Source organism: Bradyrhizobium sp. Mp27 (genome assembly GCF_029953005.1).
In the GTDB taxonomy this organism is placed as follows: Bacteria; Pseudomonadota; Alphaproteobacteria; order Rhizobiales; family Xanthobacteraceae; genus Bradyrhizobium; species Bradyrhizobium barranii.
Genome location: NZ_JASAUS010000116.1, coordinates 1 through 26469 on the forward strand (window position 1 = coordinate 1; position 26469 = coordinate 26469).

At 58.8% G+C, this 26469-nt stretch carries 23 protein-coding genes and 2 pseudogenes; 13 read left to right on the forward strand and 12 right to left on the reverse strand.

Features of this window, described 5'->3' with window-relative positions:
• Positions 1-108: 108 nt before the first annotated feature.
• A pseudogene (locus QJT78_RS37390) lies at positions 109-309 on the forward strand (AI-2E family transporter); the annotation flags it as partial.
• 731 nt (positions 310-1040) lie between these two features.
• On the opposite strand, the gene QJT78_RS37395 reads toward QJT78_RS37390, so the two are convergent.
• From QJT78_RS37395 to QJT78_RS37405, 3 genes are all read right to left on the reverse strand, one after another.
• Positions 1041-1241, reverse strand: a complete 201-nt coding sequence (locus QJT78_RS37395; protein ID WP_038935040.1) for a hypothetical protein — start codon at positions 1239-1241, stop codon at positions 1041-1043.
• A 383-nt stretch (positions 1242-1624) separates the two neighbouring features.
• Complete coding sequence (locus tag QJT78_RS37400) at positions 1625-2302, reverse strand: Crp/Fnr family transcriptional regulator (protein ID WP_038935041.1); 678 nt, start codon at positions 2300-2302, stop codon at positions 1625-1627.
• A gap of 550 nt (positions 2303-2852) precedes the next feature.
• Entirely contained in the window at positions 2853-3056 is a 204-nt protein-coding gene (locus QJT78_RS37405) for a hypothetical protein (protein WP_244433026.1), read from the reverse strand.
• 589 nt (positions 3057-3645) lie between these two features.
• Here QJT78_RS37405 and QJT78_RS37410 point away from each other — a divergent pair.
• Both QJT78_RS37410 and QJT78_RS37415 read left to right on the forward strand, forming a co-directional pair.
• Positions 3646-4158, forward strand: a complete 513-nt coding sequence (locus QJT78_RS37410; protein ID WP_281460464.1) for a hypothetical protein — start codon at positions 3646-3648, stop codon at positions 4156-4158.
• A 13-nt stretch (positions 4159-4171) separates the two neighbouring features.
• Positions 4172-4543: a signal transduction histidine kinase gene (locus QJT78_RS37415; RefSeq protein WP_281460465.1), complete on the forward strand. Its 372-nt coding sequence runs from the start codon at positions 4172-4174 to the stop codon at positions 4541-4543.
• Positions 4544-4584: 41 nt separating this feature from the next.
• On the opposite strand, the gene QJT78_RS37420 is transcribed toward QJT78_RS37415, so the two are convergent.
• On the reverse strand, positions 4585-4815 hold the full coding sequence (locus tag QJT78_RS37420) for a hypothetical protein (protein ID WP_157788387.1): 231 nt from the start codon (positions 4813-4815) through the stop codon (positions 4585-4587).
• 144 nt (positions 4816-4959) lie between these two features.
• Here QJT78_RS37420 and QJT78_RS37425 point away from each other — a divergent pair, with 144 nt between their 5' ends.
• On the forward strand, positions 4960-5205 hold the full coding sequence (locus QJT78_RS37425; protein WP_018643684.1) for a DUF2061 domain-containing protein: 246 nt from the start codon (positions 4960-4962) through the stop codon (positions 5203-5205).
• Between the two features lie 1034 nt (positions 5206-6239).
• Here QJT78_RS37425 and QJT78_RS37430 read toward each other — a convergent pair.
• From QJT78_RS37430 to QJT78_RS37440, 3 genes are all read right to left on the reverse strand, one after another.
• Entirely contained in the window at positions 6240-6770 is a 531-nt protein-coding gene (locus QJT78_RS37430; RefSeq protein ID WP_281460466.1) for a DUF1003 domain-containing protein, read from the reverse strand.
• 298 nt (positions 6771-7068) lie between these two features.
• Positions 7069-8433 carry a trehalose-6-phosphate synthase gene (locus tag QJT78_RS37435; RefSeq protein WP_038935047.1) on the reverse strand — a complete coding sequence of 455 codons (1365 nt, stop codon included), beginning with the start codon at positions 8431-8433 and terminating at the stop codon, positions 7069-7071.
• 301 nt (positions 8434-8734) lie between these two features.
• Positions 8735-8983, reverse strand: coding sequence for a hypothetical protein (locus QJT78_RS37440; protein WP_225004675.1), 249 nt, complete (start codon positions 8981-8983; stop codon positions 8735-8737).
• A gap of 209 nt (positions 8984-9192) precedes the next feature.
• On the opposite strand from QJT78_RS37440, the gene QJT78_RS37445 reads away from it, so the two are divergent.
• A complete protein-coding gene (locus QJT78_RS37445; RefSeq protein ID WP_018648614.1) occupies positions 9193-9468 on the forward strand; it encodes a hypothetical protein in 276 nt (91 codons plus the stop codon).
• Positions 9469-9529: 61 nt separating this feature from the next.
• Here the strand turns inward: QJT78_RS37445 and QJT78_RS37450 are convergent.
• Positions 9530-9889, reverse strand: a pseudogene (locus QJT78_RS37450) (IS701 family transposase); the annotation flags it as partial.
• A 132-nt stretch (positions 9890-10021) separates the two neighbouring features.
• Here QJT78_RS37450 and QJT78_RS37455 point away from each other — a divergent pair.
• The gene (locus tag QJT78_RS37455) at positions 10022-10291 is read left to right on the forward strand and encodes a hypothetical protein (RefSeq protein ID WP_038935051.1); all 270 of its coding nucleotides are present in this window, start codon (positions 10022-10024) and stop codon (positions 10289-10291) included.
• A gap of 624 nt (positions 10292-10915) precedes the next feature.
• Here the strand turns inward: QJT78_RS37455 and QJT78_RS37460 are convergent.
• The 3 genes from QJT78_RS37460 to QJT78_RS37470 form a co-directional block, all read right to left on the reverse strand.
• Positions 10916-11080 (reverse strand): DUF3309 family protein, encoded by a 165-nt coding sequence (locus QJT78_RS37460; RefSeq protein WP_018646276.1) that lies wholly within the window; start codon positions 11078-11080, stop codon positions 10916-10918.
• Between the two features lie 510 nt (positions 11081-11590).
• The gene (locus tag QJT78_RS37465; protein WP_225005394.1) at positions 11591-11938 is read right to left on the reverse strand and encodes a hypothetical protein; all 348 of its coding nucleotides are present in this window, start codon (positions 11936-11938) and stop codon (positions 11591-11593) included.
• 964 nt (positions 11939-12902) lie between these two features.
• Positions 12903-13766 carry a transglutaminase family protein gene (locus tag QJT78_RS37470; protein WP_281460467.1) on the reverse strand — a complete coding sequence of 288 codons (864 nt, stop codon included), beginning with the start codon at positions 13764-13766 and terminating at the stop codon, positions 12903-12905.
• A 298-nt stretch (positions 13767-14064) separates the two neighbouring features.
• Here QJT78_RS37470 and ppk2 point away from each other — a divergent pair, with 298 nt between their 5' ends.
• Both ppk2 and QJT78_RS37480 read left to right on the forward strand, forming a co-directional pair.
• Complete coding sequence (ppk2, locus tag QJT78_RS37475; protein WP_038935056.1) at positions 14065-14853, forward strand: polyphosphate kinase 2; 789 nt, start codon at positions 14065-14067, stop codon at positions 14851-14853.
• Between the two features lie 165 nt (positions 14854-15018).
• A complete protein-coding gene (locus QJT78_RS37480; protein WP_157788388.1) occupies positions 15019-15318 on the forward strand; it encodes a hypothetical protein in 300 nt (99 codons plus the stop codon).
• Between the two features lie 440 nt (positions 15319-15758).
• On the opposite strand, the gene QJT78_RS37485 is transcribed toward QJT78_RS37480, so the two are convergent.
• On the reverse strand, positions 15759-16295 hold the full coding sequence (locus tag QJT78_RS37485; RefSeq protein WP_281460468.1) for a hypothetical protein: 537 nt from the start codon (positions 16293-16295) through the stop codon (positions 15759-15761).
• 303 nt (positions 16296-16598) lie between these two features.
• On the opposite strand from QJT78_RS37485, the gene QJT78_RS37490 reads away from it, so the two are divergent.
• Genes QJT78_RS37490 through QJT78_RS37510 form a run of 5 tightly spaced genes read left to right on the forward strand, consistent with a single transcriptional unit; the run spans position 16599 to position 26133 of the window.
• Positions 16599-16793 carry a hypothetical protein gene (locus QJT78_RS37490; RefSeq protein ID WP_281460469.1) on the forward strand — a complete coding sequence of 65 codons (195 nt, stop codon included), beginning with the start codon at positions 16599-16601 and terminating at the stop codon, positions 16791-16793.
• 41 nt (positions 16794-16834) lie between these two features.
• Positions 16835-19960, forward strand: coding sequence for an anti-phage-associated DUF499 domain-containing protein (locus QJT78_RS37495; RefSeq protein WP_281460470.1), 3126 nt, complete (start codon positions 16835-16837; stop codon positions 19958-19960).
• Positions 19957-20541, forward strand: a complete 585-nt coding sequence (locus QJT78_RS37500; protein WP_281460471.1) for an anti-phage-associated DUF3780 domain-containing protein — start codon at positions 19957-19959, stop codon at positions 20539-20541. Before QJT78_RS37495 ends, QJT78_RS37500 begins: the two co-directional genes overlap by 4 nt.
• A 1-nt stretch (position 20542) precedes the next feature.
• Positions 20543-23374, forward strand: coding sequence for an anti-phage-associated DUF1156 domain-containing protein (locus tag QJT78_RS37505; protein ID WP_281460472.1), 2832 nt, complete (start codon positions 20543-20545; stop codon positions 23372-23374).
• 8 nt (positions 23375-23382) lie between these two features.
• Positions 23383-26133, forward strand: coding sequence for a phospholipase D-like domain-containing anti-phage protein (locus QJT78_RS37510; RefSeq protein WP_281460473.1), 2751 nt, complete (start codon positions 23383-23385; stop codon positions 26131-26133).
• Positions 26134-26469 lie beyond the last annotated feature (336 nt).

The window sequence follows — 26469 nt, forward strand, 5'->3', positions numbered from 1 at the left end:
TCAAAAGTTCTTCTGGAGTGATCATCGATGGTGTCCACCTCGTTCATGGTGGACACCTCATCCCATCCCCGCGCTCAACTGCATAGGTGCGTAGAAAGGAGCGCTTACGGTGAAACAGTGACGCCCATGCTGCTGGCGCGGCGCTTCACGCTGAACCCGGTGTTGATTATCCTTTCGCTGGTGTTCTGGTTCTGGATGTGGGGCGTGCTTGGCGCGATCCTGGCCGTTCCGATGCTGGCTATCCTGAAGATCATCTGTGACAGGTTGCGCCCGCTAAAGGCCCTGGGGCACTTCCTCGAAGGGGAATAGCGGCGTCGCCGCTGGCTTGCATGTCCCGTAGCAACGGAAATGTGGGTGACGACTTTGGGCTGACGGTTTTTGAGAACGGTGGCTGCCTCGGAGCGCGCCCTACATTGATGACCGGGATGACGCGATCGGAGAACCATCCGCCGTCCAGTCGATTCGCCGTATTGGATGCGGTTTACGTGTGCGCGAAGGCGATCAGACCTACGATAAAGTGACGAAATTCCCGAACAACTGCGCACACGTACGCTTGCCGTGAAGTCATTCGAAGGAAATGATGGTCGATAACCGGTTAGTCGACGGTCTTCAGATCGAACCAGTCGTAGAAGAGTGGTGGCTCGCGCCGTCGAATGTCGACTATGCATATTCACTTTGCGGCAGCTGGTTGCTACGTCGCAAGAGTGGAGAGGACCGGTGATCTTGAGGTTTCCGCCAGCAAGGTCCCGTCGGAGAGCTATTGAACGAACTCGGTAGCAACGAGTTGTCCCTGATGCCTAAACGCAAATCACCATCCACGGGCGCAATGAGCGTGCAGCCTGTCGAACATAGCTCTACAGCGCCAACCCAGCTGGCTATGGCGCCAACAGTCGGCGAGCAACACAGGACGCCACTTCCGAAAGAACAACAAGCAAGGGCGGATGCAGTCCGCACCGCGAACGCAAGAATGATGCGGCGCAATTCCCTGCGGACGCAGCGTCAAGCGCAGAAGGGCTAGTGCAGGCCGACAGGTTGCCTGTTCAGTTGCTGGAATCGATCGCCCGGTCCAGGTCGCGAAGGTACGATAGTCCGTGCACCGTCAAGCGGTGCTGGTCTTGTTCGCCGCCGATGTACAATTTCATCAGATGCTTGGAAAGACATTCACGGGCGCCCTTCGTCTCGGAGCGGTCCGCAAGGACGCCGTATATGCTTAGCGCGCGATCAACGGGGACGATGTTCATTGGATTAACTCATGGGACCGTTTCAGCTCTGAGAAGGTAAGGTTCGCTGCTTCGTATCGTTCCAAGAAATAGCCCGTCTCATGATGCGATTTTGAGCGCGAAGTGATTGCGCCCCTCGCTCTGTGATGCACAAACGCCGCCAGGCGGAAATGGTCCCCTGACGGCGTTGCAAGAGGCTGAATGCTAAATCCCTTTCACGAGAACTGGTCGGGTACTTCGGAAAAGGCTCAACCGACCAAAAGCGGCTTGACCTTCTGCCGGAACCAATGTCGTCGGCGCAACTTGGTGACGGGTGACCGGATGCATGTGCCCCCAAGCATCCGATGAAATGACGGCCTCAGCTCGTCCCCCGCGCGCTGGGGCCGTTCCTTGGAACGGTGCTTCTAGTCGCGCTCTCTCAGCAGGGGCTTCTCATGCAAGACCGCACTCAACAGCGAATTGTGGACCTCAATGTGCCCATTATAGCTGATGAGGCCCAGCCTGCGAAACTTGTTCATGAAATAGCTGACCCGGGATCGCGTGGTCCCGATCATTTCAGCCAATGTTTCCTGACTGATGTTCACGCTGATCGGCTGCGGGCTCCCTTCCTTGCCGAAATTCGCGAGCAGCAACAGCAGCCGAGCAAGCCGCCGCTCACTCGAATTGAATAGCTGGTCGATCAGGTCCTCCTCAATCCGACTGTTCCGGGTCAGGAGGTATGACATGAATAGCTCTGAAAATTTCGGCTCGTCACGAATAGCCGACATCATGGCTTCCTTGGTGATCGACGTGATGACGCAATCTTCCATCGCTGTTGTCGTAGCGATGCGTAACGGGTGACCATTCATGCATCCTTCGCCAAAGAACTGGCCGGGCTCCAGAATTGCGACGACCGCTTCCTTGCCCTGCTCAGACACGACCGTTAGCTTGACTTTGCCTCTTTGAATGTAAAAAACGGTGTCCGCGACGTCGCCTTGCTGGAAGACATGTTGGTTCTTGGGAAGTTCGAGAATCGTCTTCCCCGCGCCCACTTTGGCGAGAAACGTTTTGGGGTCAAACATGTCCTTGGTTGGCTTCGCCACGGGAGCCTCCTTTGACTCAGCGAATTTGCTCGATTTCGGTTGGCTGCCAAGCGCCAAGCCTTTCGAACCGAGCGGCGAGCTGCTGCTTTAGCCAACTGATCACTTTGCGGGGCTTGCCCCGTTTCGCAGACATTACCCCCTGATTGCCCGCAGTTCTACGGAGAAGGCCCGCCTTTTTGAGCCCCTCGGTTCGCTGTGCGCCGGGCGACATCGCCTGCGCTTCCTCAAGCGCGTCAATCGCTCACGCGTGCAGGCTGCGGCTGTCACCCACCAGATCAGTTGCGACCGTGACGATGTGAGCATGATCGCACTTGGCGCACTCAAGTGTGCGGATATCGAAGCCGGATGGCCCAGCTCAACGCTCCAAATGCATCCTCGCGTTGCATTTTGGACAATGCGGTTGTTGGCTGGCGAGGAGTGAGACGCGGGACGAGGAATAAGTCTTTGCCATCAACCGTCCACCTGTGCACGTCTACCCAGCCCAGAGATCGGCGTGGGAAGGCAGTTTGCCGTTCCGAGTTGAGGACGCGTCCTATGTCTTGGATCGCGGTCAGCCGGTCACTTTCGGTGCGCCGTTGGGCTTTTTCGGTATCAGCCATTTCCTCATGTCAGCGGCAAAGCCAAGTTGTTCGGCTTTTCTGATGGCTTCGGATCGCATCGATCCGGCCGGCAACTTCTCTGCCCGTGCCAGAGCCTCAGATGCCCGGGCAGCCCAATCGTGACTACCGAGATCGTTGCGCGGCAGCTCTGTCATGTCATGATCTTTACTGCGGCCCTCGCAGGTGGCTGTGTTCCCAATCGACAGCACCGGACTTCATCGGGCCGGCCATCTGCGCCTCATGAATATCGGCGCACCTGATGCAACGCAGGGTCCAGTGCTCGAACCCAGCATGGGCCACCGCAATGTTTCGCACCTCTGTACGCGACTGCCATTTGGGACAACGAGGCTGCGCCGCCGCGCGAGGTGATAGGGTCTTTGCTTGTGATCGGGCAAACTTGCCCCCTGTGGGACAGGCGGGCGCACTATCCAACTCTCTGTCACCGATGGGTGCCAACGGTCGGGAGGTGATCACAGCAGTATCGACTCGGAGCGCGGCCCGCTGGTCAATATTGCTCACTCATGAGAATTTGACGGGATGATTGTAATCAGCTGTAGCGGCAAGCCTCTTTGAGAGACACGAGTGTTAGACGCCAACCATTGCCAACTAGCGCGGTCTTTTCGTGCCAGTTTATTTGTGCCCTGGGCTCGTTATTCGAACCTTTGGTCCCCATATCTATGTATGTCTGATCAACCATCGAGGTTGGTCGGAATGGGCCGAGACTTTCAACGAAAGGGGCCCGGCATGTTTAAATCTCAGCAATATCGTGCAAAGGCAGCCGAGTACGGCGAACTGATTAAGCGTTCGATCGGTCCGGCTGAGATCCGTAAATTTCAACAGCTGCAGGACCGACTTGCCTCGCTCGCGGATAACGAGCAGGGGCTGGCGGATGACAATGCAGTGCACGTTGCGGAGCAGGACGGATCGAGCGGCGGAGCCCTTGCGGCCGAAGAAGAGCTCGTTTTGCGTTGTCTCGGCGCGGCCATCATCATGCAATGGAACGCCCTGCCGACGACGCTGCGGCGAGAGATCTTCGACGCCGCCGGGTCGGTCGGCAAGTTGTTGGAGACGGCGGCGCTCCGCGGGCAAATCGCGCGATTTCTGCATAAGCACAAGGATGATGCCGGTCGTAGCAAACTGCCTTTAACAGAAGGCACGCCTAGCGATGTGAGAACGGTCGCTCTGGCTCTGTCACGGTGGGACAACGAGGGAGGCGCAGTCCGCGACGTGGCTGCCGATGAAAATAGACGTCAATAACAGGAGGACTCCCATGTCATTTACACAGTTTCGAGTTGATGACGGACCACACACCATGGACGGGCTACGGCTTTTTGCTCTGGATGGAAATGAACGGGTCGAGGCGTTCATGGGCCGGAAGGTGATGGACGTTTGGGCGGAGTCTGTCGAGCATCGTGGAGGACGACAAAGTCTGTTCCGCGATCAATACAATGCGCTTGGCAGGCTGAACCTTGCCGCATTTCAGCGGATTGTGAGCGCGAAATACCAGCGAGGCGCCGCATTCAACCGCCAGCATCCTTTTGTCGAGGTTCTATTCTCTGACATTACGGAAAGCGGCGAGGCTTTGGATCTAAGTGAACTCGTTCGGGACGCGTTGCCGCCAGCATTTCATAGACTGGCCTGAGACCTGAACTACGAGAGTCCCGCGACTGGAGTCATGTGCGCTCAGTACCACAATCGTAGAAGAATGACCAGCGCTTGGCGATAAGCAGAGCCGCGAAACCACAGCTCGGTCGTGGCGGCAAGATCCTGGAGGATCAGTACAATACGGTTTCGACTCACAGTACATTCAACAACAATTCGGAGAACAAGATCGATATCGACCCCGACAAAAGTGCCCCATGCGATCCGGAATGCCTCCTCGGTGGCAGCTCTCTTGATCAGCAGGATGGCCATCGTCGCCGAGCCGAAGCTCCGGCCGCCGGCGGACACTTGGCGCCCGAGAATGCGGATGGCGACGCCCGGCCTTTGCTTTTTTGATATAGTTCGTTGCCCGTAGGTCTCGAGATCTTATGCCGACGCCGGGACCGGGAGGAACCGATGTTCATTCGGGTACGAGATTCCCATTTTCGCTCTATCGTCAAGGCCGTCAGTTGGAGGATTACCGGTAGTATCGACACCTTCGTGCTGAGTTTCATCTTCACGGGCAGCGTAAAGGTTGCAGGCTCGATCGCCGGCGCTGAAGCGATCACGAAAATGATCCTCTACTACCTTCACGAAAGAGCCTGGTCCGTCATTCTCTGGGACCAGCGAGGTCCAACCGGTGGCGAGTCCAGCTCAACCTGATTCGCGCTTCGGCTCACTGCGCAAGAGCGACTTCGGCCTATTTAGCAGTTGGAGGAGCGAGCGTCGACCGACATAAGTAAGTTCTGCAAAGCGTAGAACAGGAAGATTGCGGTTAAATTCTCTCTCTCGCGCGTCGACGCCGCCTGCGCCTGCCCCGATAGGCGATCTTTCTGTAGGCCTCGTTGGTGCTCTCTCGCAAAGCGATCAAAGTGAGCAGCTGTGTATTGAGATCCTTTGAAATGGATTGGAGGTAAAAAGCTTATCGTCGAGTGACTGCATCGATCCGCCAACCCCCATTTTGGCGAAATATGACCTGAAACTCTTACAGCTGCTGGTCAATATTGACCACCCCCGGATCAATAGATAGCCGTTTTGGTCGCGGGAAGGTCAATTGGTTTCATCTTCCGCAACGAGGTGACCCAAAGCGGGAGTTATTCATCAGGTGCAGAATCGGCGTAGCGTGCTGGCATGCTCGAGCGGATTGCTTGTCCGAGCGCTACCCAAAGACGGCGACGCACCGAAGTCATCGCTTCCGCCAAATGGCAAGTCAGTGCCGGCGGTGAGCCCCGAGGGCGGAGGCGCACGTCCTGAGTCTTTCGAATATTGCCCAAGTAAGGACAGGCAATATTTTCAAACGGCTGGAACGATTGATCTTGGGACTTCTTGGTCCTCCGCAATCGGAGATCTTATCTTCGAGAACCAAGCCCACTGACCGGTCGACATTTTGCCCCAATGCCCGGCGGAAGGCTTAGCGGCCTCAGATGCCCCCGCACTGAGGCCGTTGCCTTGGCCGAGGCGAAGGTGTTCACGTGGTGCGAAAAACGACTTGACGAACTGCTTCAGGAACATCGCGAGCAGCCTGTGCCTTGACTAGCGGATCCGGTCGAACTTGGCGTCGCCTCGAAGGTGTCAGCGCTACAAGTGCCCTCTAACTGACGACCTCGATGATAGAGCGGGAATGAAAATCTCGTGCCCGATAAACATCAGTGCTTCCCGCTTCCCTTCTGGTCCATGACAGACAAGGTCGTCACCGCCTAGGTCTTACCCGGCACCGCTTCGGCCTCGATAGCCGCGACAAGCTCGGGCGCAAGGTGCGCGGACAAACGCTGAATGATGTTGAGTAGCTGCAAGATTTCTTGCTCACGCAAGGCGTCAATCTTGTTGTGCAGCAATTCGATCTCGAGTTCAGCCTTCACATTTATTCGGTAGTCGTGTTCTGCGTGCCTGCGGTCAATCTCAGATTGGCGGTTCTGGCTCATCATGATGATGGGCGCTGCGTAGGCTGCCTGGAAAGAAAGGACCAAGTTCAGCAAAATGAAGGGATAGGCGTCCCAATGGTTGATGAATGCTATCATGTTCAGAATGATCCAAATGCCAAGAAGGACGCTTTGGATGATGATGAAGCGCCAAGAACCAACTGTTTCAGCAACCCGGTCGGCAAGCATCGCGCCCGGCGTCAGTGCGAGCTTGGGTACGTTGCGGGCTGGCTTTTGCGCCCGAAGTTCTCGCAACCGCTCCTGATCTTCGGGACCTAGGTGCACTTTGTGGCTTTGCTCGTTGGTCATTCGTTGCATCCACAGTTAAGAGGGGTATGACGATCCGGTACAGGCCGCTTTGGGATGGGAAGCAGGAGAAGTGTACTACGTTGACGCGAAAGCGGAGAACTGTGGGCGACTTGCCTTTGGTCTATCCGGTTCAGCGCGACGATGAAGCGGATGCAAGTGGTCCCGTCACTCTTGGATCATTTCCGCCGGGGAGATGATTTCGAAGTAACACCTTATCGGCGGACTGGGGCAACCTCGTTGACGAACGAGATTATCGCGACTTGCTGCACCGATGCTACGTTCCGGACGACATCCCAAGTTAGCGGCTGAGAGCGCCAAGAAAACTCTCGCGCCACGCCGCAATGCTATTGCGGCGTAGTACCGCCATCATGGTCCGCCAACGCTCGCATCGCTCCCCAAGTGGCATCCCCAGCGCTGTCTGCAATGCTTCGGCGACGGCGTCGGGGTCATACGGGTTGGCGATCACGGCAGCGTCGAGTTCATAGGCCGCGCCGGCGAAGGGTGAGAGAATGAGCACGCCGGGGTCATCGGGGTCCTGTGCAGCGACATACTCCTTGGCAACCAGGTTCATTCCGTCGCGCAACGGAGTGACAAGAGCGACGCGACTGAGCCGAAAGAAGCCAGCGAGCGAGCGCTGCGAAAAGCTCCTGTTCAAATACTGGATCGGTGCCCAATCGAGTTCCGCGAAGCGACCGGCCACGTCGCCTGCCAGCGCACCGAGCCTCTGCCGCAGCGCACGGTATTCAGGAACGTCGCTGCGCGTTGCGGTGGCGATCTGCAGGAAGCGGACGTGGTTGCGGTACGCGGGATAGCCGTCGAGAAAGGCGGCGAACGCTTTGAACCGGTGCTCGAGTCCCTTACTGTAATCGAGCCGGTCAACCCCAATGATGAGCTTGCGCCCCCGGAGACTCTCCTGCAGCCGGCGTGCCGTTCGGGATTTCACAGCGCGACCGGCCATGTCGGCGATGGCTTCAGTATCGATACCAATCGGGAAGGCGCCGGCGCGTAGATCCCGATCGAAGGCGTGAACGTGGCCATCGGACGAAACCTTGCCGCCTGCGCGGCGAAGGATGGCGTCATGGAAGGCGGTCAAATCCTCCACCGTCTGGAAGCCGACGAGATCGTAAGCGCACAGTGATTTCAGCAGGTCGCTGTAGTGAGGAAGGGTCGCCAGCACCCCCAACGACGGAAACGGCGTATGCAAGAAGAACCCGATCCGTTGTGTGGCCCCGGCGCGGCGAAGTTCCTCGGCCATCGGGATCAGATGGTAGTCATGCACCCAGACGAGGTCACTCGGCCTGAGCAGGGGCGCGAGGGCGTCGGCGAGCAGGGCGTTCACCCGTCGATAGGCGGCCAAGTCCCGGCGGGTAAAGTTCATGAGGTCAAGGCGATAGTGGAATAAGGGCCACAGTGCCGCGTTGGAGAAGCCGCTGTAGTAGCCGTCATGGTCCGCGCGGGTAAGATCGACGGTAGCGTACGTCACTCCCTCGGTCTCAAAAACGTTCGGCTCTGGTGTTGTTTCTCCAAGCTTGCCACTCCACCCGAACCATAAGCCTCCAGCCTGATGCAGAGCGTCGACGAGGCCGGTCACAAGCCCGCCGCTGCGCTGCGCAGCTTCCCCCGGCAAGGCGACACGGTTGGAGACGATGACCAAGCGGCTCAAGCGGGTTCCCTCCGCACTGTCAGGGTTGCGTCAAGCCCAGCCGCCAAAAGATCTCGGCGAACACGGCACCGCAAATGATCGAGCGGTGACATCCGCCGGAGCCCACATTCGCCTCGGTCCTCACGCGAAAATCCACAAGTCCTTCTACCGGAACCGATGGTCCCGTCATCAGGCAATCTGGGCGCTTGAGGTCGGGCGCGACGCATGGACATTGAGCTGCAAGATCAGGGTGTTACTTGTAAAATACATAAATCCTATCGCAGTAGATACTCTAGCGACGAGCTGGATTGTTGGGCGCTGTCTAAAGCTGATCTTCGCCAGGATTGCGTCGGCAGACGCCCCGGGTGTGCCTTTCGATCTCAGCCAGTGCGGCGTCGAGCGAGGCGTGCGGCCCTTGCTGTATGCCGGCCATAGTTTCCGAGGCGTGGCCCCCCGGATAGATCATGAATTGACGGGGAGCGCTTGCCGTGATGCGCCCCATCGAGCGGCCGAGCAGGTCCGTCAGCTGCCAAACCGTGCCTCCCTCTGCGGGTGTAACGATCACATCCATGGTGAACCTTGAGTCCGTACGCCGCGCGAACAAACCGTTGCAATAACCGATGGGCGAACTACCGAGTTCCGCGGCCGCGGCATTCTCGGTACTGGAAGGATTGGCGCTTCGGATCGCCCCGCGATCGAGCGAATGGCGCTTAATGCCGACATGTGCGACTATATAGAATGGTCAAAAAGAAAGGTCGAAGGCCAACGTCGGGAGAAGAAATGGCAACCGCTCTCGACCGTTGGGACGAGGAAGGCGGAGCGCAGGAGTTGGCGTGGCCTTTACCCTATGAAGCCAGCGATTTGCGCGATGTGGAGCGCAGAGTCCTGGAATGTCTGGGTGCCGCCCTTGTCAGCGAATGGAATGATCTGCCTACTGACGTCCAGCGCAGGCTCTTCGAGCACGCGGCCTCGGGCAAATCGCACGACGCCACCGTGTTGAAGACGCGGATCGCCCGTTTCCTGCACGATCATAAAGGCGCTTCGGGTGGGCGCTAACACGACTTTGGCAGATTTGTTCACGCCTTGCTCTTCGCTGACCTGTGTTCTGCGGTATCCGTATCGCGGATCTGATGGCTGAAGAATGAGAGCGACGATGGCGGGACGCGCGGCTGGCAGGTTGGGCTGAGGTGGTGGCCGTCGATTCATTTTTGCGCCCCGTCTTGGCAATGCGGAAGTGCTGCAAGAAGGCGTAAGCAATCATCGTCATAAGAGCGTGACGATGAAGACCGTGCCAGAACCGCCCCATCGCGCCATGACGGTTGTAGCCAACCGCCGCAAGTCTATCTCGGCTGGTAGATTTGCGAGATAGCATTTCTTCTCTCCGAGTCGCGATGCTTGCCGATCGCCAACTCGCATTTTTTCACTTGGCATCAGCAAGCATTTCGTCCGCCGGCATCTATAACAAATCCGCGATGTGTATTGCCTTGTGTTTGGTGACTTCGCAGCCATCTCATGATAAAGAGATAGCTAATCTCGGCACAAAGAGCACTGTAAACGGATTGCTTCACTATCGCGCCGATGCAAAGCCGTTTCTGAAGGATAGCCGATCATGACCATGCGCTCCCGACGCGAAACGGTCACCTTCAAGCATCCCTTCCGGATCAAGGGCATCGACCGTCTCCTGCCTCCGGGTGCCTACGAGGTCATTACCGATGAGGAGATGATCGAAGGATTGTCGTTCGAGGCGTTTCGCCGCGTTGCCACTATGATCACGGTGCCGGCGGCGGCGCCGCGCACTTCAACGGTGGAGAGGATTTCCATCAACCCGGTCGATTTGGCTGACGCTCAGCGCATTGATGCCGACGCGCCTCGTGAGTGACGAGCCACTCGATCTCGACAAGCACCGCTGAATGGCTGCACAAGAAGCGACCGACGTCCGGCGTATTCTGGCGCACGTCGAGAACAACGCAGTGCCCCTGCGCGATGGGAAGCTTTCTTAAATTTGATGACGCGGCGTCCAACGACTTTCGCACCACACAGCTGGCCTTCACCGGATCCTTAGCCGCCGATGCAGCCAGGTGGCGGGTGAGAATTGTTACCAAACCAGTCAGGACGCACCCCACCGTTACTGGATTTTGGGAAGTGCATAGCTCCGCCCTGGTTGGTCGTCCCCGTGATTAGACCGAAGACCGCGATCATCTGGGACGCGGGGATCATGAGTAACAGGCCGGCTACGGTCGAGACACCCGGTGCAATAGCGACCACAGCGAGCAGCGGCATAATAGGGCCGAAGGAGCGCTTGTGTAGGCGACCCATCAGCCAGCCCAGGGTAAAGCGATCTTGCCGGTGCCGTGCAGCCGCTGCAGCAGGACCGAGGCAGGCACAAACACCCCTTAATCGGCGGGCATTGTCGGCTTCAGCTGGTCGAGCTCGTTGGGACCCGGTACGCCGGGGAAAGGATATTTTGGGAGGCGCCGGGTCGACACAGCCGACCCTGCGAGGGTCAGAGCCGACCCAGAAGTAGCAATACGACGAGGATGACCAGGATGGTACCGATGACCCCCATCCCACCGTGGCCATAGCCGTAGCCGTAGCCGCCGAAGCGGCCGCTGAAGCCACCAAGCAGGAAGATGATGAGGAGGATGATGAGGATAAGTCCGATCGACATTGTCCGACTCCTTTGGTGGGACCTTGTGGATATTGGGTCTCACGGTAGTCCGAGTTGAGTGCGCGATCTTCAAGCTTCCGGCGACGACTGTCGGCGGCATCACTGGGCAAGTGCTGCGCTACTTCTTCTCGATTGAAATGCCACTCAGCGCGGCGGACGCGGAGCAGGAGGCAGTTTGAGCTTGAGAGAGGCAGCCTTGGTATTGTTTGGCTCGTGGTCGGCGGTGCCCGTGGCGTTGCCGGGACGAGTCAGTCGCTTCGGGATTGCTGGTCGAGCCGATAGACCCGCCCCGCGCTCGCGCCTTTAGCTCCCTGGCGCAAGTTTTGTCTGTCTTGCGATTCGCCGACTCCTGCAAAAGTCCGCAGGCGACCCCGGATGGGAGGGGCCGATGCAGTCGACCGGATCACAGGGGCGCAGCCGCGCCATCGCGCTCCAGTGCGCTTGAGCGCGCGTTGAGTGGGCATGGTCTGTGACAGAGGTTGCCACGCCCAAACAGCGTCGCTCGTGCGCTCAATACGGGGCGTAGTATTGGCGGCGATAGGGATACGGGCCGCCGTAGTAGCCTGGCGCATAGTAGCCCGGCCCGTAATAGCTACCACCGTAGGCTCCATAAGCGGCGGCTCCAGCCGCGGCACCCAGGATGCCAAGACCAATTGCGGCCCCCGGAGCGCCGTAGTAGCCGCGACCGCGGTAGTGGCGTCGGTAGTAGATTTCTGTCACCCCGGACGAAGAAGCCGCTTGTGTCAGAAGAGTCGTGCTCGGCGAGATCGGAGCTGCCCCCGAAGGCAGCACCGAGCCGAGCATCGCCGCACCGAAGAGCGCGACCGCAATCGCGTATTTCATTGTCTGCTGGTTCATGGTCGTATCCTCTCGAACTTGGAGCATCTCAAGCGGGAAGTCGATTGCGTGCCGCTGGCCGATAAAGAACCTCGACCCAGAGTGCTCGAAGCGCTGGTGGGGGCGGATCCGAGGATTCGTGGTTCTAAGCGAACTCACTGACCCGCCTCTGTACTCGCGCCGCGACTTAGCCGATTACTTGGCGCAAGTTTTGTCCGCCTTCAAAGCGGCTTCTGCCGAGGCCTTTGTCGTGTGGGCGGCGCCGACAACCTTCATGCTGCCGCCGGTAGCAGGCTGGCTCTCGACAATCTGACACTTCATGGTCGCAGTATCCTGAGCCAGATAGAACGAGGAGGGCGATTGGCCAACGGTTTTGCCAGTCTCCGCCGCGAATGACGGAGAAGCGAATGCGAGAACAGCGACTGTCGTTAATAGAATTCTTTTCATAGTATCCACCAATTCTTATGCGTCCGGAATCGGACAAAGAATGAACAGGGCAAGCCGACAAGAGTTCCAGCTATCGCCGATTTGTTTGTTGCGTGTGGATCCGCGTGGATCAGTGACAGCCCCGAAAGTCTGTCGACAGGTTGTGCCAATCGCCCAATTCCATTCTGCCTAGCGGCGATCCTTCAGCGGGTGTTGCCGTTAGCGGGAATCAATTGGTTATAGCCGCGGCCCTCGCAAACATTCTCTCAATCACCGATGGATGCCGAGAGCAGGGCGGCAAGAAGTATTGTGCCGCAACGCCGCGCGAGCTCATGGTCAAAATTGCTCATTCAAGAAAATTTAACGAAAGGGAATTTGCCATCAGATTAGGACGGCATCACTCATCGCAATGTCACTCTTTGGCCCAAGCCCCACGGACGAGTAGGCGCAATCGGCGATGCCCATCATGAGCAGGAGCCTGAAGGCCCTTCTAGAAAACGTGAGGGCCTTGAAGCTGAACGACTGATCAGAAAGGCTGCCGAAGGTCCAATGCGTCGATCTATGATGTGACAAGAACTTCTACGGACATCCCGGCGAAGGCGCCGATGCTGCCGACGAAGCTGCCGGACACCGGAATCGTCTGCCGGATGTCGCGCGCGACCGCGACCGGGATCAGATTGAAGCCGCCGAGGCTACGATTCGTCGGGTCGAAAGTGATCCAGCCGGCGCCCGGTACGAAGACCTCGGCCCACGCATGGGTTGATCCCGCATCGCTCGATCCGACGCTCTGTTGCTCTGGATTGTAAAGATAGCCGGAGACGATCCTGGCTCCAAACCCGAGCATGCGTGCTGCTTCGGTGAACAGCACCGCCAAATCCCGGCATGATCCCCAGCCACGATTTAATGTTTCTACCGGCGTTTGGGTACCCTCATCCTCACGGCTCTGGTACCGGACAGCTTCCGAAACGCCGACGCTCAGGTCCTTTAGCAGCGACAGCGTATCAGTCCGACCTCCTCGAATGAACATTTGTGCCCAATTTCGTAGGACCCCCGCCGTGTCCGAGTACTGGGGGAGAGCCAGGGCGCCGAGATCGGTCCAATCGTCATCCGAATAGCGGAATGGGTAAGACATGGCCGAGACAGCGATATCGAACACCGGCCATGCAACCGCGTCGAGCTGAAGCTCCGCGAGGCTGGCGATCACCAGGTTGGAGGCTGTCATCTGAAACGTGGCCGTCGCGATTGCATTGCCAAACACATCGTGCGCCCAGGTCAAGGCCGCATGCGGCGTCATCGTGACGTTGCTCGAAATCAAGCGGAGCTCGCGGCTTTCGCGCGGACGAAGCATCAAGCGGTGCGGCAACAGGTGCACGTGTTCATTGAATCGATAAGTCGTCGTGTGAAGAACCTTCAGCATACTCAACGAAAGCTCCGATCGGGGCGGCCTCTGGCCAGGCCCCTTATCCGGTGGTCCCCTCGGGAAGTATGGCCGAGTTGAAGATGCCCATGCAAATGTCGATCCAGACGACCGAAACCGGACGAGGCACCGTGCAAGAACGCTGAGATTCATTCATACGGGCATGTTAACGGGTGTCGATGTGCAAGCACAACATCAGTTCGCGGTGCGATAGGATTCGACAAGCGTGACGTGCTGCAATGTGTGGACAGCCTCGTGTCGCGCGACATTCCTGGATAGTGAGGCGACTAGGAGGGATCGAACCATGAAGAACCGGCCACCACTTCCGCAACATTTGAGTCGCCATAGGTATCACGCGCTGCTGGTCCGGCTGCAAATCGAGCTCGTCAAGCTGCAGCGCTGCGTGATTGAGCGCGGCCAGCGTATCCTTGTCATCGTCGAGGGTCGCGACGCCGCCGGCAAGGATGGCACAATCAAGTCGATTGTCGAACATCTAAGCCCGCGTGATACCCGCGTCGTAGCGCTGGGGCCGCCGAGCAATCGGGAACGGTGTTCGTGGTACTTCCAGCGTCACGTTTCGCACTTGCCCGCGGCAGGAGAGATCGTGCTGTTCAATCGCAGTTGGTACAACCGTGCTGGAGTTGAGCGTGTCATGGGCTTTTGCACCAAGGAGGAAACCGAGGAATTCCTCGAGACCGTGCCGGGTTTCGAAGCAATGATTGAGCGTTCGGGGATCACCCTGCTCAAGTACTATCTTGATATTTCGAAACAGGAGCAGAAGCGACGGCTCGCCGACCGCCAAAGGGATCCCCTGAAGCAATGGAAGATGAGCCCCATCGATGCCAAGGCGCAGAAGCTTTGGAAAGCTTATTCCGAAGCACGGGACAAGATGCTGGAGCGGACGCACACCGTCACCTCGCCCTGGACCGTGGTCCGCGGCGGTGACAAGGAACATGCGCGGCTTAATATCATTCGCGATGTGCTGTGGCGGCTGAACTATCCGGGAAAGCACCGTCGTCTCCACAGACCCGATCCGGCGGTCGTTTTTCCTTACGATAAAGCCTGCTATGAGCGCGGCCTGATCGAGGCTTAGGTGGCTTACCTTGATGCCTCAGTTTGCATCGAGCGAAATTCTGTAGCCTGCATTTTCGAGAGCGGCGAGGACAGCTGTTGCGATAGTCTTGCATTCGTTGGGCTCTTTGTAAGTTTTCGGCCACACCGTCCCGTTTCCCGCGTCTGGAAAATCAACGAAAGCTGATTGAATAGCGCGTTCGATGATCCGTTGGAGCTTCTCATCCCGTATCATTGCCTTGTCTCCCGCTCTCGACGATTCTCAATATCGCCAGTTTACCTAGAGCCGCTGCGGCGCGCCGCCAATGCGCTCGAGCGCAAAAAAAACCTGTTTGAAGGAGCAAAACGTATTCTCGTTCCTCCGATCATCAGCGCAGGCGAGCGTAGCTCTCACCGATTTGCGACGCTCAGGCCAGGCCTCTTTGCGGCTGGCGACGTGGGGGACGGCGTCTATCGGCAGGCTGTCACGCCGGTCTCGGCTGCATGACGGCACTTGAGGCCACTCGCTTTCTCTTGGCCAAATGTCCTTCCAGCCGGCGCGCTTGTCCTATTGAAGATAGGCTCAACCCTTAAGCAATGTATGGCTGAATTACGCAGTAATTTCAATTACATGCGAGTTCGCAGTTTTGTTCTGAGTGGCGCGCCAACGAATAATTTCAATCGCTTGGCTCCTCAAATAGCGGCTTTAGCGGCGCCCAATAGCGGCACTTCATCTTTCGGCGGTGCGGGCCGAGCGTACGATGGCACCAATGTGCGGCGTCGCGTGAGTGCGGCCCGAGAAGATTCAAATTTGCCGCGACCAAAGCCACTCAATTGCGCAAGCCGGAGCGTGCAGTCGGAATGTTGTCGATCGCGTTTCGGGCCGAAGGTCAGCGTAGGATTCGACGAGCTCGGTCCGCCAGTCGGATGAGGAGCGCATAGCCATCGTCAGGCCTCCTCTCGCAGGGTGGCGACGTCGTCGATCCCGACGAAGGCGTCGGTCTCGAAGTCGTAGCGGGCGCCGACCACCACGCGCAGGCGGCCCTTGATCGTCACCTGGATCAGGTGGACGTTCTCCATCGCCGTGCTGAACGCGGGCACGCCCTCGGCATGATCCGGGCAGCGGGCCGCAAGGACTCCGTCGGCACGGAAGAGCTTGCCGCGCGCGCCGCAGATCTCGCAGACGCACATGCTGCGCGCTTCGGCAAGATCGACCGCGGCGCGGACCGCCGCCTCGCTCGCCGCCTTCAGCCGACCGGACCAGCGGATCCGCAGCGCGCCGTCGCACGAAGCGATGCTCTCAAAGCGGAAGGCCTCGCCGTCCTCGAGCGTCGCGGCGATCCTGACGCAGAGGCGGTCGACCACCCAGCACCAGCCGCCTCCGCAACCGATCGCGCAGGGGCCCCGTCCGGGCCCGCCGGCGAAGAACGCCGGCACCGACGACACCAGTTCGCTCTTCCAATCCTGCAGCACCACGCCCGACATACCGACCTCACTCAACGCTTACGGAAGAAATGTTCTTCTTTTGTTCTAATTCACGAAGGTGGATCGGGTATTAACCAGAGTCAATATGCCAGTTAGACAAGGTTGAACTATTTTAGATAGGTCTATTGGGTTGATGCGATTTCGAGGAAATCCGCGTCGTTTCAGGGAGATCCGGAAACTTGCCTACGAAGAGCCGCCGCCGATTGACGGGGAAACCGGCCGCGAAGCCGTCCGGAAAGCTTGCCGCGCCCCGCAACCCATGGGACGGTTCTTCTCGTCGCACAACGCGCGGGCAGGGTAGTGATGGCGGAACGAAAGCCGACCACCAGAGGCAGAAAGCCTCCGGAGGGCGAAAAGCGTCAATTTCTGACTTCGATGGATCCGGACGTCATCCGCCGGATCAAGGCCGCCGCCGCGCTGCGCGACAAGACGGCGTCGGCGCTGCTGGAAGAGATCTCCAGAGACTGGCTCGAGCGTTATCCGGACGGAAAGAAATAAGGGGCGGGAGAACCCGTGAGGGTTCAGTGGGGCAAGAAACGATGACCTATCAGCGCATCTCGACGGTACAGGAACTGTGTCAACTCGATCCCGCAGCGATCGACTTCTCGCTCTCCGAGCAAGTCGAGCACCTGACCGACCTTCTGCTCGAAGCCGAAAACGCCGCCGAGCAGTTCTTCGCGCGGAACTTCGTCACGCAAGGAATGGAAAGGCTGCTGCGCGAAGGATTGCAACGTCTTGACGGTCAATCCACGCAAGCGGTGTTCGAACTCCGCCAAGCCATGGGCGGCGGAAAGACCCATTCCATGCTGGCACTGGGGTTGTTGGCGAGGAATCCGCATCTGTACGATCGGGTGCCCGCCAAGATCACGCAGGGGCTGAAAGGTGAGAAGGCTCGCATCGTCGCGGTCCACGGTCGATCCATCTCAGGAGACAAGTTCCTGTGGGGAGACATCGCCGAACAGCTCGGCAAGGGAAAGGCGTTCTCGAAATTCTGGATCAACGGACCGGATGCCCCCCGCGAGTCCGATTGGATCGATCTCATAGGCGACGAACCGACGTTGATCCTGCTAGACGAATTGCCTCCATATTTCGATTTCGCCCTCACGAAGCCGGTCGGCGGGGCCACGCTCGCGAACGTGACCACGTACGCGCTGTCGAATCTTCTTTCTGCGGCCATGAAGCTGCCGAAAACGGCCATCGTCATCTCGAATCTGGTCGGCTCCTACCAGAACGCGACCAAGGATCTGGCCAAGGCGATCGCAAACATAGCCGAAGAGACCAAGCGCCAGGCGCGCTCGATTACGCCGGTCGATCTGAACACTAACGAGATCTACGACATCCTTCGTAAGCGGATGTTCAACAAGCTGCCAGACGCATCAGAAATCGAGAAGATCGCGGAACACTACGGCGAAGCCATCGGCTTGGCGGAGCGCTCCAAGACCATCTCGCGTTCGTCGGAACAGATCGCCGACGAGATCGTCGGATCGTATCCGTTCCACCCGTCCGTCAAGCACATCATCGCCCTTTTCAAGGAGAACGAGAACTACCGCCAGACCCGCGGGCTGATGCAGTTCGTCTCGAAGATGCTCAAGAGCGTTTGGAAGGGCGAGCAGGCCGGACAGGTCTATCTCATCGGCTGCCAACATCTCGATCTGAAGATCGCGGACGTGCGCGAGGAGATCGTCCGCATCGGTAAGCTCGAGGGCGCTCTGACGAAGGACGTGACCAGCACCGACGGCTCGGCCCACGCGCAGATCGTGGACGACAACAAGGGCAACAACGCGGCCACACAGGCCGCCAAGCTGCTCCTGACGGCTTCGCTCTCCGAGAGCGTCGATTCCATCAAGGGCCTGTCGAAGTCGACCCTCATTGAATACCTGATCGTTCCTGACCGCAGCGTCGCCGAATTCGACGAAGCATTCGACGAATTGCAGAAGGAGTGCTGGTACCTCCACAAGAAGGACAACGACGTCTGGTACTTCTCGAACATCGAGAATCTCCGGAAGCGAATCCAGAGCCGGGCTGACGGCGCACCCATCGGGAAGATCGAAGAAGAGATGGCCCGCCGGCTGTCGAAGGTCTTCGAGCCGCGCGCCAAGATCGCCTATCAGACGGTCTACGCATTGCCGCGGATCGACGACGTCTCGATCGAGATGACCAACCGGGCCCTGCTCGTCCTGAGCCCGGACGCCAAGACCCCGCCCGAAGCCGCCCAGAAATTCCTCGAAGCCGAGATCAACAAGAACGGATTCTGCGTCGTGACCGGGGACGGCTCGTCCATGGGCAGCCTGGAGGAAAAGACCCGCCGCATCTGGGCCATCGCGAAGGTGAAGTCGGAGGTCGCCGGAAACCCGGCGCACCAACTCGAGCTCGACGAAGAGTCCGTCAGCGCCGAATTCGATTTCTCCTCGGCGCTCACGTCCCTGTTCAACCGCGTCTACTTTCCGATGCCGTCCACGAAGGACAAGGGAAAGGCGGAACTCAAATACGCTCCGCTGAAGCTAATGCCCGAGAAGAAGGGTGGCTCGGAAGTCGTCGTCGCTGGCGAAGCGTCTGTGCAAGAAGCGCTGACCTCGGTCGGCGCCAAGAAACTCGTCACCGACGTCACGGCCCAAGCCGACATGCTGGTCGGTCGCGCGGAAGACATCCTCTGGCCCGAAACCCAAACGAGGATTCCTTGGAAAGACGTCCTCAGTCGCGCGCAGACGAATCCACGCTGGCTCTGGCTCCCGCTGAAGGGCTTGGAGGCTGTTCGCGACCATGCCGTGTCCGTCGGTCGCTGGAGCTACGATTCCGACGGTTACGTCGACAAGGCGCCGAAGCCGCCGAAGACCTCCGCGTCTGTGACCGTGGACGCCGGCGACGAGCAGACCGGCAAGGCGACGCTGTCGGTCAGCGCGTCGAACGCCGGCAAGAATCCGGTCATTCAGTACTCCGAAACGCCGGACGTCAAGAGGGACGGCAAGTTGCTGGAGCAGAATCCGTTCGCCACCACCGCGACGAAGTTGTGGTTTCTGGTCAGCGACCCAGAAAACAAGCACGAGCAGGGGGACCCTGTGGTTTGGTCGAACAAACTCACCCTGACCCACCAGCCGCAGTTCGTGGCCGGCAAGCGCACCGTCGAGCTGACCGTCGTTCCCCGCGGTACGATCCGCTGGAATACGGACGGAAGCAACGTCAAGGAGGGCAAGCTCTACAAAGGGCCGATCGAATTGCCGGGCGGCGACGAAGCGACCATCTACGCCTACGCCGAGGATCAGGGGGTCTCCGAGGAGAAGACCTTCCGCATCGCCGGCCAGGCCGGCGAGAAGATCCTGAAAAAGGACGAAAAGGCGAAGCTGCTCAAGGAAATCCGCGGTGAGACCATCGCTGAGACCTTCAAGATCCTCGACGCGGCCGACGCCAACAAGGCCACGTTCGAAGCGGCGTCGATCAGCGTCGGCTCCGGCACCACGAACGTCGCCATCCGCGTCGGCAGCGACGTCGTGCTGACGGCGGCCGCGACCCGCGAGCTCATCGCGTCCGCGCGCAAGGCGATCGGCGACGAGAATTCCGACGTCAAATTGACCGCCAAGAAGGTCAACTTCGAGACCGGGTTCGGCCTCGAGCAGTTCGCCGTCGCTCTCGGAGAGAACGTGGCGGGCACGGAGATAGACCAGTCATGAGTGATACCCACAGCGTCCGCACGTTCGGTTTCGGCGTACCGGACGCCATCGATCCGCACCACTTCGTCGTGCGCATCCCGAGCGGAAACGCTGGAGATATCGAGATCATCGAGGACTTCGGCATCAACTCGGCTTCTCCAGAGGACGATCGAATCCTTCGCTGCCGGCTTCCGCGGGCCGTGTGGACCGGAATCCGGGAGGAGATCAAGCGCGTCCTGAATGATCGCCTGCGCGAGAAGAAGCTGAAGTCCAGCCGCTGGTCGGCGGGAGACAACAAGGTCGAGCGGCTTCTCGGACGCGAGCTCTGCCTGCTCGCCTGGGCGGTGGAGAAAGCTCGACCGGAAGACTACCCGGTCGCATGCGCCTCCTGGGCCGGACTGGCGCCGGAAGAACGCTGGTGGCTGTTCAGGATGTGCGACGCGGGCGGCGGTACGGCCGACGACGTCGATGTCGGCTGGCGCAAGGCGGTGAGAATCGGTTTGACCGAGGTCGCGGCGCCCGGCACGACCAAGCGGAAGAAATCGGTCAAGCCGTCCAAGGAAATCGATCTGTTCTCGCTTCCGCTGGGTAAGGATGTCTGACTTGAACAAACACGTTTCAGCAATCGTTCCTTTCAGCTTGAAGAACGCGCCGGCGCTGATCGAGCATGTCTTTCCATCGTTGAAAGTGTCCGCAGAAGCTCAAAAGGAGCGCAAAGCGGTTCAAGGTCAGGTTTTGACCGCGCTCGGGTCTTACTGGAAAGGGCGGAAACCCCTCATTTTGACGCGGGCGTGCGTGCTCGCGTCGCTGTTGCCCGCGACCGAGAATCCCGAAGCAGACCTCAACGTGTTCGAACTGCTGATGGGCATGCATGATACTTCATTCCGGCACCGCGCGAAGCGGCCGGCCGATGTGCCTAAGCTGCTCGAACTAGGATACACCGACCGTGTCGGGAAGGCCCTGCGTCCCGATGAATCGAAGTCCGATTACCTCGAGAGCGTATGGGACGAAGTCAACGCGCACCTTCGGACCAAAGCAAACAATCTTTCAGAGCTTGTAGAACAGCTCGGCATAATGCGCTTCGGTCGAACGCCAAAAATGGCGGACACCTTCTCGGGCTCGGGATCCATTCCGTTCGAAGCGGCACGGGTCGGTTTGGATGCCTATGCCTCGGACCTCAATCCGATCGCCTGCATGCTCACTTGGGGAGCGTTCAACGTCGTCGGTGCCGATGACCAACGTCGCGCTCGGATCGTCGAAGATCATGAGAAGATTTACAGCAAGATCGAAACCGAGATTCAAGAACTAGGAATCGAACGAGACGCTGCGGGCAATCGAGCGAAGGCCTACCTGTATTGTCTGGAAACTAGGTGCCCGGCGACCGGATGGCTGGTCCCCATGCTTCCGACCCTCGTTATTTCCAGAGGCAAGGGGGTAATCGCCGAGCTGGTTCCGGACAAATCCAAGAAGCGATACGCGATCGAGATACGTACGGGCGCCAAGATCAAAGCGATCAAAGACGCCGAGGAAGGGACGGTCCGATCGGGGCGCCTCGTTCACCCGATGAATGAAGATTCCTCGGGCGTCTCGATCTCATCCATCCGAGGCGATTTTACGACCCCGGATGGGAACACCGGTAACTCACTTCGCCAGTGGGGCAAGAGCGATTTCGTACCCCACGCTGACGATATCTGGCAGGAGCGCCTCTACTGCATTCAATGGATTCATAAAGAATCCTTCGACCGATCGCGCCAAGAGACTTTCTTTGCTGCTCCTACCTCGCGAGACCTGGCTCAAGAGAAAGAAGTCGAGAAGTTTGTCGGCAAAAACCTCGCATCGTGGCAGGCCGCCGGGATTATTCCAGACATGCTCATCGAGCCAGGTGACAAAACGGACGAGCCCATTAGAACCAGAGGTTGGACATATTGGCATCATCTGTTCAGTGCGCGTCAGATTCTCGTCGGTGCATTGACAAAGAGAGCCGCGCTCGATGCTAACGCTGCGTCCTTTTACCTGGAGTTTGCCCGGTGGCTGGACAATAACTCGAAGTTATGCCGTTGGACCCCCAGTTCCGTCAACGAGGCCGGCGAAGCGTTGAACGCGGACCGCATCGGGCAAGTCTTCTACAATCAAGCGCTGAATACGATGTATGCGTACGGCGTGCGCGGATCGACCTACCAGAATCGCGAGTCCTACGCCGCAGCGCCGATCAGCGGACACGCTCAGATAGTTTCAGCACGCGCCGCGGATGTGAAGGATACGTGCGATCTGTACGTCACCGATCCTCCTTACGCGGACGCCGTCAATTACCACGAAATCACTGAATATTTCATCGCGTGGCTGCGGAAGAATCCGCCGACCGAATTCTTAGATTGGAACTGGGACAGTCGACGTCGCCTTGCCATCAAAGGCAAGGGCGAAGAATTCCGCGCCAACATGGTCGAGGCATACAAGGCCATGTCTGACCACATGGCCGACAACGGCATCCAGATTGTCATGTTCACGCACCAAGACGGCAAGGTGTGGTCAGACATGGCGCAGATTTTCTGGGGCGCGGGACTGCAGGTGATGGCCGACTGGTACATCGCGACCGAAACCACCTCGGAACTGAAGAAGGGTGGCTACGTACAGGGCACCCACATCATTGTTCTGCGAAAGCGGAAAGGAAGTGAAAGCGGGTATTCAGACGAGATCACCCAAGAGGTGAAAGAGGAAGTGGCCCGTCAGATAGAAGAAATGGTCGGTTTGAATCAGTCGCTCAGGGGGCATGGACGAAGCGAAAATCTCTTCAACGATGCTGACCTCCAGATGGCTGGTTACGCTGCCGCTCTTCGTGTCCTCACGAAATACGTCAAGATTGACGGCAAGGACATGACGGTCGAGGCGCTGCGACCGCGAGGAAAGTCGGAACGTACGAATGTCGACGAGATCATCGAATTCGCCGTTCAAGTGGCCAACGAGCATCTGGTGCCGGACGGAATGAACGAACAAACATGGCGCCGGCTTACGGGTCCCGAACGATTCTATCTCAAGATGTTGGACATCGAAACCACCGGTGCGAAAAAGGTCGATAACTATCAAAACTTCGCCAAGGCCTTTCGTGTCGCGGATTATGCGGCGCTCATGTCCTCGGTCAGCGCAAATGGCGCGGCCCTCAAATCCGCCGCCGAATTCGGCAAGCGGCAGATGGGGGACGAATTCGGTACGTCGTTGACCCGCGCGATCCTTTACGGGCTCTGGGAAATGGGGAAGAAGGTTGAGGACGATACAGTTCTCGAACATGTCCGGGGCCTGACCTCCGACTATCTCGAACAGCGCGGTGACTTGATCGCCATCGCCAGCTACATTGCGTCTAAACGCAAGGATTCGGATCGCAAAGAGGCCCAAAACTCCGACATTCTAGCCGGACTCATCAAGAACCAACGAATAGGTTAGGCGCGAAGATGGACGACAGGTTGGCGGGCATACCCTTTTCCCGGACCGAGTTCATCACGCGTTTCTCCTCACGCCACAACAAGCTCGCGATATTCCTTCGGGATCGCCTCAAAGGGGCGGTCAGCTACGATCGGATAGCCGGGTATTTCCGCTCGTCGATCTTCGAACTCGTCCACGAAGAGGTCGCGGCTGTCGGCAAGGTGCGGATCATCTGCAACAGCGACTTGGATCCGAGGGACATCGCCATCGGCAAGGCCGCGGAGGACACGGTCCGGCAATCCCTCCTCGAGAAGTGGAACAGCGAGGACGATCCCGTCGCTTCGCTGCGGAATCGAGCTCGGTTCGCTCGTCTGTATGAACTCCTGAAAGCGGGCAACGTCGAGATCAAGGTAGTCTCCCGCGACGACGCACCGTTTCTGCACGGCAAGGCCGGTGTGATCCGGCAACCGGACGGGACCAGTTCTTCCTTCATGGGGTCGATCAACGAGACCGCGTCCGGCTGGGCCCCTTCGTACGAACTGGTTTGGGAAGATCGGTCGCCAGACGGCGTGAATTGGGTGCAAGCCGAATTCGATGAACTATGGAAGATTGGTCGACGACTTCCAGACGCCGTCGTCGAGGAGATCGGCCGCACCGCGCGCAAGGTGCAGGTCCGGCTTGAATCGGTACCGGCGGACAAGGTCGGCCAGTCGGCCCTGGTCGAATCCCCGTTGTATCGGCGCGGCGAGGAACTGATGCCGTGGCAACGCGCCTTCGTGACGCTATTCCACGAGCATCGCGAATTGTACGGGAAATGCCGGTTGTTGCTGGCGGATGAAGTAGGCGTCGGCAAGACGCTTTCGATGGCGACGGCGGCGTTGGTGTCCGCACTCCTCGGGGACGGTCCCGTATTGATCCTTTGCCCGGCCACACTGGGCGTGCAGTGGCAGACCGAACTCCTCGACAAGCTGAATATTCCTACGGCGCTTTGGCTCTCGTCGAAGAAGATGTGGCGCGATCCGCATGGTCATCTTGTGCGAACGCGCGGACCAGAGGACATCGCGCGCTGTCCCTACAAGATCGGCATCGTCTCCACCGGACTCATCGTGCAGAACACCAAGGAGGTCGAGTTCCTTCTCCGCAAGAACTACGGGATGGTGATCCTCGACGAAGCGCACAAGGCGCGCAAGTCGCGGCCGTTCGGCGGGGCCCCGATCGACGGAAATCTAATCAAGTTCATGACGGCCATCGCTGCCAAGACGCTCCATCTTGTTCTCGGCACCGCGACGCCGATCCAGACCGAGGTGGACGAACTCTGGGATCTGCTCGAAGTCCTGAACAGGTCCGCGCCGCACGTCCTCGGTCGCGAGCTCTCGTCGTGGCGGCAGCCGGATCTTGTGCGACCGATCCTGACCGGCCAGGCGAAGGTCGACGACGAGGCCCAAGCCTGGAATCTGCTGAGGAACCCACTTCCGCCGAGGACTGACGACGGATTGTTCGACCGCATCTATCAGGACCTCGACATCGATGCCCAGGCGGTGGACTTCACCGATCGGTCCTACACCGATCTGGACGACTTCACCCGAGACGACCTGCGGGACGCGCTCCGGAGCGGGTCGCATGGCATCGGATTCTTCCAATATCACAACCCGATCAGCCGACATGTCGTGCTGCGCCGTCGCCGGGCGCTTGAAGAAGCGGGTCTGATGAAGAAGATCGCCATCGACATGTGGCCCAATTCGCGCGAGCCGAATCTGCGCCTCTTCGAAAACAACGCGGTGCGCACCAGCGCGGACTTCGACCATGCCTACGCGGCCGTAGAAAAGTTCACCAAGGCTCTGGCGAAGCGGGTCAAGGGCGCCGGATTCATGCAGAATCTGCTCCGTCAACGCATCTGCTCGAGCGTCGCATCCGGCCTTTCGACCTGCCGCAAACTGATCGAAAAGCGCCAACTCGACGGCGACACCATCGAGGACGAATTCGATGAGTTGCTCGCGGAGATGCCCGAGGCTGCCGGCGTGATGGATGCAGAAGTGCAGCATCTGAACGAGGTCGTCTATCACCTCGAGAAGAACGACAGCGACCCGAAGCTAGATTCCTGCATCTACTTTCTGGAGGAGAAAGGCTGGCTCGAAGGCGGGTGCATTATCTTCAGCCAATACTACGATACGGCGCATTGGGTGGCCGAGAAGCTATCCGGTCATTTCGAAGGCGAGACGGTCGCGGTCTATGGCGGCACTGGCCGTTCTGGAATCTTCCTGGACGGGGAGTGGCGAACCGCGGACCGCGAAGACATCAAGAAGGCCGTCCGCGAATATCAGCTCAGACTGGTCGTTGCGACGGACGCCGCGGCGGAAGGACTCAACCTCCAGACCCTGACTTCTCTCATCAACGTCGACTTGCCGTGGAATCCGTCGCGGCTCGAACAGCGGATCGGCCGGATCAAACGCTACGGTCAGAAGCGCGATACCGTGAACATGGCCAATTTGGTCTATCAAAACACGGTCGACGAGACCGTCTACGACAAGCTCTCTTCGCGGATGAAGGACCGATACGATTTGCTGGGTTCGCTACCGGACGTGATCGACGACGAATGGATCGACGACGTCGAAGCTTTCGAAGAAGGGCTGCGCGAGTTTACCCGCAAGAAAAAGAGTACCGCTGACGTCTTCGAGCTCCGGTACGGGAATTGCCTCCAAGACGATGGGTCTTCATGGCAACTGTGTGAGCAGGTCCTGGATCAGGACGAGGCGGACAAGGTGTTGAGCACCGGTTGGTGAGGACCGCGATTTTCAATTCGCGCAGCGTACCGAGGCCATGAATCCAGCGGCCCGCGACTTTCTGGCGACATGAGCATGTACCAACGTCGGCGACTTGCCGGCCATGGTCAGGGCGTGATCGCCCGAACGGAAGCGAAGCGATGCGTTCATGTTGGCCAGGCTTTTGAACAGCGTGCTGAATCCAGTGCCGCTTCCATGCGGTGACGGCGTCGGTCTCGAAGACCTGCCTAGTACCCGGAATCAGAGCTGAGTGATACGGCGGCCTTTGAAACGGCGTTGACGGACCTTTTTCTTGGTCCAGACGAAGGGCTCGGCTCTGTCGTTGTATGCGTTGAC

Coding starts and splice junctions, on each gene's coding strand:
- QJT78_RS37460 (WP_018646276.1), bottom strand. CDS start 11,080: ATGTCGATCGGACTTATCCTCATCATCCTCCTCATCATCTTCCTGCTT.
- QJT78_RS37500 (WP_281460471.1), top strand. CDS start 19,957: ATGAGTGATACCCACAGCGTCCGCACGTTCGGTTTCGGCGTACCGGAC.
- QJT78_RS37490 (WP_281460469.1), top strand. CDS start 16,599: ATGGCGGAACGAAAGCCGACCACCAGAGGCAGAAAGCCTCCGGAGGGC.
- QJT78_RS37420 (WP_157788387.1), bottom strand. CDS start 4,815: ATGGCCATCCTGCTGATCAAGAGAGCTGCCACCGAGGAGGCATTCCGG.
- QJT78_RS37445 (WP_018648614.1), top strand. CDS start 9,193: ATGGCAACCGCTCTCGACCGTTGGGACGAGGAAGGCGGAGCGCAGGAG.
- QJT78_RS37395 (WP_038935040.1), bottom strand. CDS start 1,241: ATGAACATCGTCCCCGTTGATCGCGCGCTAAGCATATACGGCGTCCTT.
- QJT78_RS37495 (WP_281460470.1), top strand. CDS start 16,835: ATGACCTATCAGCGCATCTCGACGGTACAGGAACTGTGTCAACTCGAT.
- QJT78_RS37425 (WP_018643684.1), top strand. CDS start 4,960: ATGTTCATTCGGGTACGAGATTCCCATTTTCGCTCTATCGTCAAGGCC.
- QJT78_RS37455 (WP_038935051.1), top strand. CDS start 10,022: ATGACCATGCGCTCCCGACGCGAAACGGTCACCTTCAAGCATCCCTTC.
- QJT78_RS37440 (WP_225004675.1), bottom strand. CDS start 8,983: ATGGATGTGATCGTTACACCCGCAGAGGGAGGCACGGTTTGGCAGCTG.
- QJT78_RS37405 (WP_244433026.1), bottom strand. CDS start 3,056: ATGACAGAGCTGCCGCGCAACGATCTCGGTAGTCACGATTGGGCTGCC.
- QJT78_RS37415 (WP_281460465.1), top strand. CDS start 4,172: ATGTCATTTACACAGTTTCGAGTTGATGACGGACCACACACCATGGAC.
- ppk2 (WP_038935056.1), top strand. CDS start 14,065: ATGAAGAACCGGCCACCACTTCCGCAACATTTGAGTCGCCATAGGTAT.
- QJT78_RS37430 (WP_281460466.1), bottom strand. CDS start 6,770: ATGACCAACGAGCAAAGCCACAAAGTGCACCTAGGTCCCGAAGATCAG.
- QJT78_RS37510 (WP_281460473.1), top strand. CDS start 23,383: ATGGACGACAGGTTGGCGGGCATACCCTTTTCCCGGACCGAGTTCATC.
- QJT78_RS37485 (WP_281460468.1), bottom strand. CDS start 16,295: ATGTCGGGCGTGGTGCTGCAGGATTGGAAGAGCGAACTGGTGTCGTCG.
- QJT78_RS37410 (WP_281460464.1), top strand. CDS start 3,646: ATGTTTAAATCTCAGCAATATCGTGCAAAGGCAGCCGAGTACGGCGAA.
- QJT78_RS37465 (WP_225005394.1), bottom strand. CDS start 11,938: ATGAACCAGCAGACAATGAAATACGCGATTGCGGTCGCGCTCTTCGGT.